At 65.4% G+C, this 7,211-nt stretch carries 5 protein-coding genes; 3 read left to right on the forward strand and 2 right to left on the reverse strand.

Annotation, left to right across the window (positions count from 1 at the left end):
- Positions 1-237: 237 nt before the first annotated feature.
- Positions 238-1,776, forward strand: coding sequence for an outer membrane protein assembly factor BamB family protein (locus ACVOLI_RS19860; RefSeq protein WP_481615697.1), 1,539 nt, complete (start codon positions 238-240; stop codon positions 1,774-1,776).
- A gap of 63 nt (positions 1,777-1,839) precedes the next feature.
- Complete coding sequence (locus ACVOLI_RS19865) at positions 1,840-4,197, forward strand: beta-N-acetylhexosaminidase (RefSeq protein ID WP_481615698.1); 2,358 nt, start codon at positions 1,840-1,842, stop codon at positions 4,195-4,197.
- Positions 4,198-4,442: 245 nt separating this feature from the next.
- On the opposite strand, the gene ACVOLI_RS19870 is transcribed toward ACVOLI_RS19865, so the two are convergent.
- Entirely contained in the window at positions 4,443-4,838 is a 396-nt protein-coding gene (locus ACVOLI_RS19870; RefSeq protein WP_481615699.1) for a VanZ family protein, read from the reverse strand.
- Positions 4,826-6,010, reverse strand: coding sequence for a class I SAM-dependent methyltransferase (locus ACVOLI_RS19875; protein WP_481615700.1), 1,185 nt, complete (start codon positions 6,008-6,010; stop codon positions 4,826-4,828). The genes ACVOLI_RS19870 and ACVOLI_RS19875 overlap by 13 nt, the downstream gene beginning before the upstream one ends.
- Before the next feature lie 54 nt (positions 6,011-6,064).
- Here ACVOLI_RS19875 and ACVOLI_RS19880 point away from each other — a divergent pair, with 54 nt between their 5' ends.
- Positions 6,065-6,802 carry a pteridine reductase gene (locus tag ACVOLI_RS19880; protein ID WP_303747474.1) on the forward strand — a complete coding sequence of 246 codons (738 nt, stop codon included), beginning with the start codon at positions 6,065-6,067 and terminating at the stop codon, positions 6,800-6,802.
- Positions 6,803-7,211 lie beyond the last annotated feature (409 nt).

Raw genomic sequence — 7,211 nt, forward strand, 5'->3', positions numbered from 1 at the left:
TTGGGCCGCACGCCCCCCACCAAGGGCCTGTACCCCACCGGCCGGCGCTCCATGGCGTCACGCCGTGTGGATTAATACGCCCGCCACCCCCGGCTGCTGCCTAACCGCGGGCCCGGTCCGCCGGGCCCGCCCCTTCCTCCGCATTCACCTCTCCACGACCCTGGCCGGGCCACCCCGATGCATGTTTCCTTCTGCAACAGTGCTCCTGTACGGCGCCAGCAACACGCCTGGAAGCGAATGCTGCCCGTCTGCCTGTTGGCAATCAGCGGCCTCGCACAGGCACAGACAACCGATCTGTCCGGCTACTGGCTTGGTGAGATAGGCAGCGTACGCGAGAAGGTCGTGATGGGATTGCAGCTGCAGGCTGACGCCGACGGCCGCTACGACATGCAACTCGACCTGCCTGTGGCCCACCTGCAACGCCTGCCGCTGCCCGACAAGGCCGACTTCGACAACAAGGTGCTGGCGCAGGGCGCAGTGCACATGCGTCTACATCAAACAGGCAACCGCCTTGTTGGCAGCATGCTTGGCGACGGCGAGCAGGTCAGCCTGCGCCGCGCCAGCCGCGAACAGCTCCCCGCTGCAACGCATCCCGCCACCGACACGGAAACCTTGCCGGGCCCGCGCTGGAGCACCCGCCTAGGCGGACAGATATTCGCCTCCCCGGTAACCCATGAAGGCATCGCCTATATCGGCACGACCAGCGGCGCGGTATCTGCAGTCAGGCTGGACGACGGTGCGGTGCTGTGGACCGCAACGACCGGCTATCCGGTGTATGCCAGCGCATTGGTGACCGCCGATGCGGTATTCGTGAGCAGCGATGGCGGCTACCTGCATCGCCTCGACCGCCATAACGGGCGCGAACAATGGCGATCCGCCATCCAGGGCAGCCAGACCAGCCGCGAACCACCGCATCCTCAACTCGCCGCCTGGGAATGGCAGGCGCCGCGTCCACTGCTCATCGACGGACAGCTCTACATAGGCGGCGCCGATGGCACCGTGCAGGCACTGGATGCAAAAGACGGTGCCATGCGCTGGAAGATGCAGTTGCCCGGCCGCATCCTGCACAGCCCCGCCAGCGATGGCAGACACCTGTTCCTCGTCAGCGAAACAGGTGCCCTGCAGGCATTGGCGCTGCGCGACGGCAGCCCAATCTGGCAGTACCGCATGAAGTCCCGACCCGGAGCAGCGCCGATGGTGCACGCCGGCCGCGTGTTCGCCAACGATCGCAGTGGCGTGCTGTACGCGCTCGATGCGGCCGATGGTCACCCGCGTTGGCGCAGCCAGTTCTGGACGTCGTGGATAGAGTCGGAACCCGCCTTCGATGGCGACACGCTGTATATCGGTTCTTCCGATCTACGCAAGATCAGTGCGATCGATATCCGCAACGGACACGTGCAATGGCGCACCGATGTGGGCGGATGGAGTTGGGGAACGCCACTGCAGCTGGGCGATCACCTGATTGTCGGCATGGCGGCGGGCAAGCCGTATTTCCTTGAACACAGCGCCGGCATCGGCCTGCTCGATCGCCGCGATGGTCGCCTGCTGGCGCGGCGCACGATGCCGGCCGGGCATGGCTTTCAATGGGGCATCGCCGGCAACCTCGCTACCGATGGCAACATCGTGGTGGCCGCCGACATCGAGGGGGTGCTGAACGGCTTCGCCCTTGATGCGATGATCCCGAAGCGCAGCAGTGCTGCCTCCTTGCCATCACCTGCACTGCTGCAGGTCGGCTCCGTCTTGCCTTCCTCCCCCCATGGATTGCAGCAACCGTAACTTCAACCGCGAACGCACCAACGTGCGGCTGCACGCCAGCCGACATTTCGAAGAGGATTCACGATGACCGGACACCGACTTCCCACCCGTGCACTGTACGCCGCGCTGCTGCTCGCAATGGTCGCGCCCAGTGGCCATGCGCTTGCTGCCACCACAACCGCGCCCGCGTCGTGGCAACAGCCGGTGGAAGTCACAGGCGCCAGCATCATTCCGCGTCCGGTATCGGTACAGCCGGGCAATGGTCGCTTCTACGTTGATGCATCGACCCGTGTCATCGCTGCAGACGCTGCCAGCGAAGTCGCCAACCAGTTCACCCTGCTGCTGGCGCGCACCACGCCGCTGCAGCTCAGGACCAGCAGCAGTGGCCAGGCCAAGGGCGCAATCCAGTTCCGCATCAACAAACCTGCCGCCAATGCCGCTTCGCCGGAAAGCTATTCGTTGCGCATCAACAATGATGGTGTGCTGGTCGAAGCCGGTGATGCGCGTGGTCTTTTCTATGGCGCCATGTCGCTATGGCAGCTGCTTTCCGGCACACCCGCAAACAGCATCACCCTGCCGGCAATGCAGGTAGAGGATGCGCCGCGCTTCAGCTGGCGCGGCTTCATGCTCGACTCGGCGCGACACTTCCAGAGCATCGACGACATCAAGCTGATCCTCGATGCGATGGCCACGCACAAACTCAACACCTTCCACTGGCACCTCACCGATGACCAGGGCTGGCGCATGGAAATCAAGCGCTACCCGAAACTGACTGAAGTGGGCAGCTGTCGCGCGGCTGCGGGCGAAGCCGGCATCGGACCCGATGGCAAGCCGCATCTGTACTGCGGCTACTACACGCAGGAACAGATCCGCGACGTGGTGGCCTATGCCGCCGCACGCCACATCACGGTTGTGCCCGAGATCGACGTGCCGGGCCACGCCCAGGCCGCGGTTGCCGCCTATCCGGAACACGGCGTGGTCGATGGTCCGACCCAACCGTCGGCCAATTGGGGCGTGAACCCCTACCTGTTCAACCCACGCGAGGAAACCCTGCAGTTCCTGGAAAACATCCTCGCCGAAGTGCTGGAGATGTTCCCCGGCCAGTACATCCACATCGGCGGCGACGAGGCGGTGAAGTACCAGTGGCAGGATTCGCCGCAGGTGCAGGCCTATATCCGCGAGCTGGGCCTGAAGGACGAAGAAGCACTGCAATCGCACATGCTCAAGCGGCTGGAAAAGTACCTGGAAGACCACGACCGCAAGCTGATCGGCTGGGACGAAATCATCGAAGGCGGCTTGCCGCCGCAGGCCACGGTGATGTCCTGGCGCGGCATCGAAGGCGGCATCGAGGCGGCCACCCACGGCCACGACGTGGTGATGACGCCGGGCAATACCTTGTACCTGGATTTCCTGCAGACCAATCTGCCGGAAGAACCCACCGGCCGTCCCAAGTTCACCTCGATGCAGCGCGTCTACGCGTTCGACCCGGTGCCGGCCGAGCTGACCCCGGCGCAGCGCAAGCACGTGATCGGCGTGCAGGCCAACATGTGGACCGAGCACACCCGCAACGGCAAGGACCTCAAGCACAACGTGTTCCCACGCCTGGCGGCGCTGTCCGAGATCGCCTGGACGCCGCTGCAGAACAAGAGCTACGACGACTTCCTTGCACGCCTGCCGGCGCAGTTGCAGCGCTACAAGGCATTGGGTATTGATTACGGCCAGACCGCGTTGTCGGTGGCAATGAAGCGTCAGGACGATCGTGCAGCTGAGAAGGTGACGGTCGAGCTTTCCAACCCGCTCAGCTACCGAGACATCCGTTACACCACCGACGGCAGCACGCCGACCGCGCAGTCACCGGCCTATCCCGGCGCGCTGACCTTGCCGGTGCCGACCGTGCTGACCGCGTTGACCTTCTTCAACGGCAAGCCGGTGGCCGACAAGCCCAGCCAATGGAACTTCGATGCGCAGTCGCTGCTGACCCGCACCGACAAGACCCTGGCGCAATGCCCGCAGGGCGGCCGCCTGCTGCTGCGTCTGGTCGATGACAACCCGCTGCACGGTGAGCGTGACAACTTCGACGTCACCATCTTCAACCCGTGCTGGTTGTGGGAAGACGCGCAATTGCAGGACATCGCCTCGCTCAAGGTGCGCGCCGGTCGCATTCCCTACAACTTCGGCCTGCTGCGCCCCGAGGAAGCCAAACGCGGCTTCCGCAAGCCGGTGAGCCAGTACGGCGAGTTTGAAGTGCGCGCCGGCTGCGAGGGCCGCGTGCTGGCCACCGTGCCGCTGCCGCAGCAGCCGGGCAAGAATGGCTTCATTGAACTGGAGGCGCCGTTGCAAGCCGGTGCCGGGCAGATCACCGACCTGTGCATGACCTTCAGCGGCGATACCCGTCCGCAGATGTGGGTACTGGACCAGGTGCGTCTGCAGCCGAAGCAGTAAGGCCCGGGGAGAGATCACCGGGAAGGCGCGGTGCGGTACGTGAGTCCTCTCCACCCACGTCCCGCACCGCACCGACTTTGCAAAATCACCGGCGACTTGGCAGCGCCTGTGATGGCGCAAACGTAGCAGCCCAAGGGCCGCCTGCGGAAGTGCCATAAGGGCGGAAATAGCTGATTTATCTAAAGAATTAAGTTGCAGCCGCAACCAGAACAGGTTGCGGCGCAGCCCGGCGGCCCACTAACGGCTCAACGCCCTTGCAGCCTCAACAGCACATCCCGCAGCGGCGTCAGCACCGTCAGCATGCCGATCAGTACACCGCTGGCATTGGCCAACGCATCCATTGGATCGGCCATGCGCGTAGCAGTCAGTGCGCCTTGCGCCCACTCGATGCCCACGCCCATCGCAACCAAACCTGCGGCCACCCAGCACAGCGCGCGGCGGCTGCCGAACAGCTGCACCGCACTGGCAGACAGGATGAAGTAGGCCAGCAGGTGCTCGACCTTGTCACTGTTCTGCGGCAGGTTCAGTTCTGGCGGCGGAACCAGGCACACCACGATGACGGTCAACACCGCCGCACACCACAGGCCCAACCAGAACCCCTGCCGACGCAGCGGCTTCAGCGTCGTGCTTACAGCCGCCACGTCAGGTCACCGAGCAGGAAGGCCGCCGACATGTCGACGTCGCGGCTGAAGCCCATCACCTGGAAGCGCTCGCCCATTTCAGTCGGCAAGGTCAGTCGCTTTAGCTGATCGCGCAGGCGCAGCTGGCCGACTTCATCGGTGCGTTCTTCGGCTTGCAGCAGCAGATCGGTGATGCCGTTGCCGAGCAGGAAGTTGGCCTGGTTGCTGTAGCCGGCCAGCTCAAAACCGGCATTGGTACCGGCTTCAGCCAGCGCGGTGAAATCCACCGATGCGGTGATGTCCTGCAGGCCCGGCCACAGGAACACGTCGTTGTGCACGCGGTGACGGTAAAACGCGCGCATCGTGCCGTCGTTGCGATCGTGCTGGTAGAACTCGCTGCGCGAATAGCCGTAGTCGACGAACAGCATCGCACCACGCTGCATGCCACCGGCCACGGCCTGGATCCAGTACGGCAGCTGCGGCAACACCTCGGAGCGGTAACCGTGCGCGAACGGACGCTCCAGATAGCGTTCCACATGCCGCACCGCGCCCAGCATCAGCTGGTCGGCCGGTTGCGCGCCGCGCACGAAGCGGCCTTCGCCGTCGAGCTCGACAGTCTCTTCATAGATCTCGCCTTCGTCGGCGAGGAAGCGCGGCGTCGGCAGCGCGTCGATCACTTCGTTGGCGAACAGCACGCCGTCCCAATCGTCATCGAACGGCCGGTCCAGCCACTCCACCAACGCAAACACCGGCGGAATCAGTGCGCGTTCCAGACGCTCGCGCTGACGCTCGCGCAGGTCGGCACTGGGCTCGAGGATGGCATAGCGCTCGGGCAGCGCATCCAGTTCCAGCAGGCGCTTGAGCATGATTTCGGCAAACGCGCCGCTGCCGCCGCCCAGTTCCAGCATGCGTGCCTGCGGGCCGAGCTGCTTCAGCACCGGTGCAAGCGCATTGGCAGTGGTGGCGGCAAACAATGACCCGATTTCCGGCGAGGTGACGAAGTCACCGGCCGCACCAAATTTGCTGGCCCCGGCGCTGTAATAGCCCCAACCCGGCGCATACAGTGCCAGCTCCATGAAGCGCGAGAACGGCACCGCACCACCTTGGGCGAGGATGTCCGCACGCAGGTGCGCGGCCAGCTGCTCGCTGTGGGCGAGCGCGTCTGAATCGGGGGTTGGCAGGTCGGGATGCATGATGCGGCGGTTTGCGAGGACAATGCACAGGATAGCTGAGTAAGGAAATCCCAGATGACAGAATCCCAACGGGTGGCCCTGGTCACCGGCAGCGCGCGCCGTATCGGCGCCGGCATTGCCCGTCACCTGCATGCCCATGGCTACCGCATCGCCCTGCATGCGCACCAGTCCAGCGAGGAGCTGCAGTCACTGGCCTTCGACCTGGAGAGCGAGCGCGCCGGCAGTGTATTGGCGCTGGAGGCTGATCTGCGCGACGTGGCCGCCCTGCCCGACCTGGTCGAACAGGCGGTCAGCCACTTCGGCCGGCTGGATGCACTGGTCAACAACGCCTCCAACTTCTTCCCTACCCCGTTCGGGCAGGTACAGCCGGAGCAATGGGATGAATTGTTCGCGGTGAATACGCGTGCACCGTTCTTCCTTGCACAGGCCGCCGCGCCGCACCTGATCAAGCAACGTGGTGCCATCGTCAACCTGACCGACCTGCACGCCACCCAGCCGCTGCGCGAGCACCCGGCCTACAGCTCGGCCAAGGCCGCGCTGGAGATGGTGACCCGCTCGCTGGCACTGGAACTGGCCCCGCACGTACGCGTGAATGCCATTGCCCCCGGTGCCATCCTCTGGCCCGAACAGGGCAAGAGCGAGGCGGCCAAGCAGAAGCTGATGGAGCGCACCCCGCTGGACCGCCTCGGCACCCCGCACGAGATCGCCTCGGCGGTACGCTGGCTGCTGGACGACGCCGGCTACATCACCGGCCAGACCCTGCGCCTGGACGGCGGCCGCCTGCTGACCTAGTGCCACGCACCCGTAGTGCCGAGCCATGCTCGGCAGTGGCTTTACCAGCGAACAGCTGCCCTCACCCCAACCCCTCTCCCTCACGCGGGAGAGGGGCTCAAGAAGCCTTCGCCGCCCCCACCGTAGTGCCGAGCCATGCTCGGCATGGGCTTTACCGGTAAAAATCCGCTTGTGGGAGCGGCATAAGCCGCGACGCTGACAGTGCATCAGCCAGCTAAAAGCCAACCCCTCCCCAACCCTCCCCTTGCCTGCGGCAAAGGGAGGGAGCCAAGCGTAGTGGGGGGGGCGGGGGGGGGGGGGGGGGGGGGGGGGGGCGCCGGGCGCCGCGGGGGGGGGGCGGCCCGGGGCGCCGGGGAGCAGCCCCCGCAAGGCAACCAGCACCCGGGGGGGGGGGGGGGGGGGCCGCGGG

This window comes from Stenotrophomonas sp. STEN029 (genome assembly GCF_056760015.1).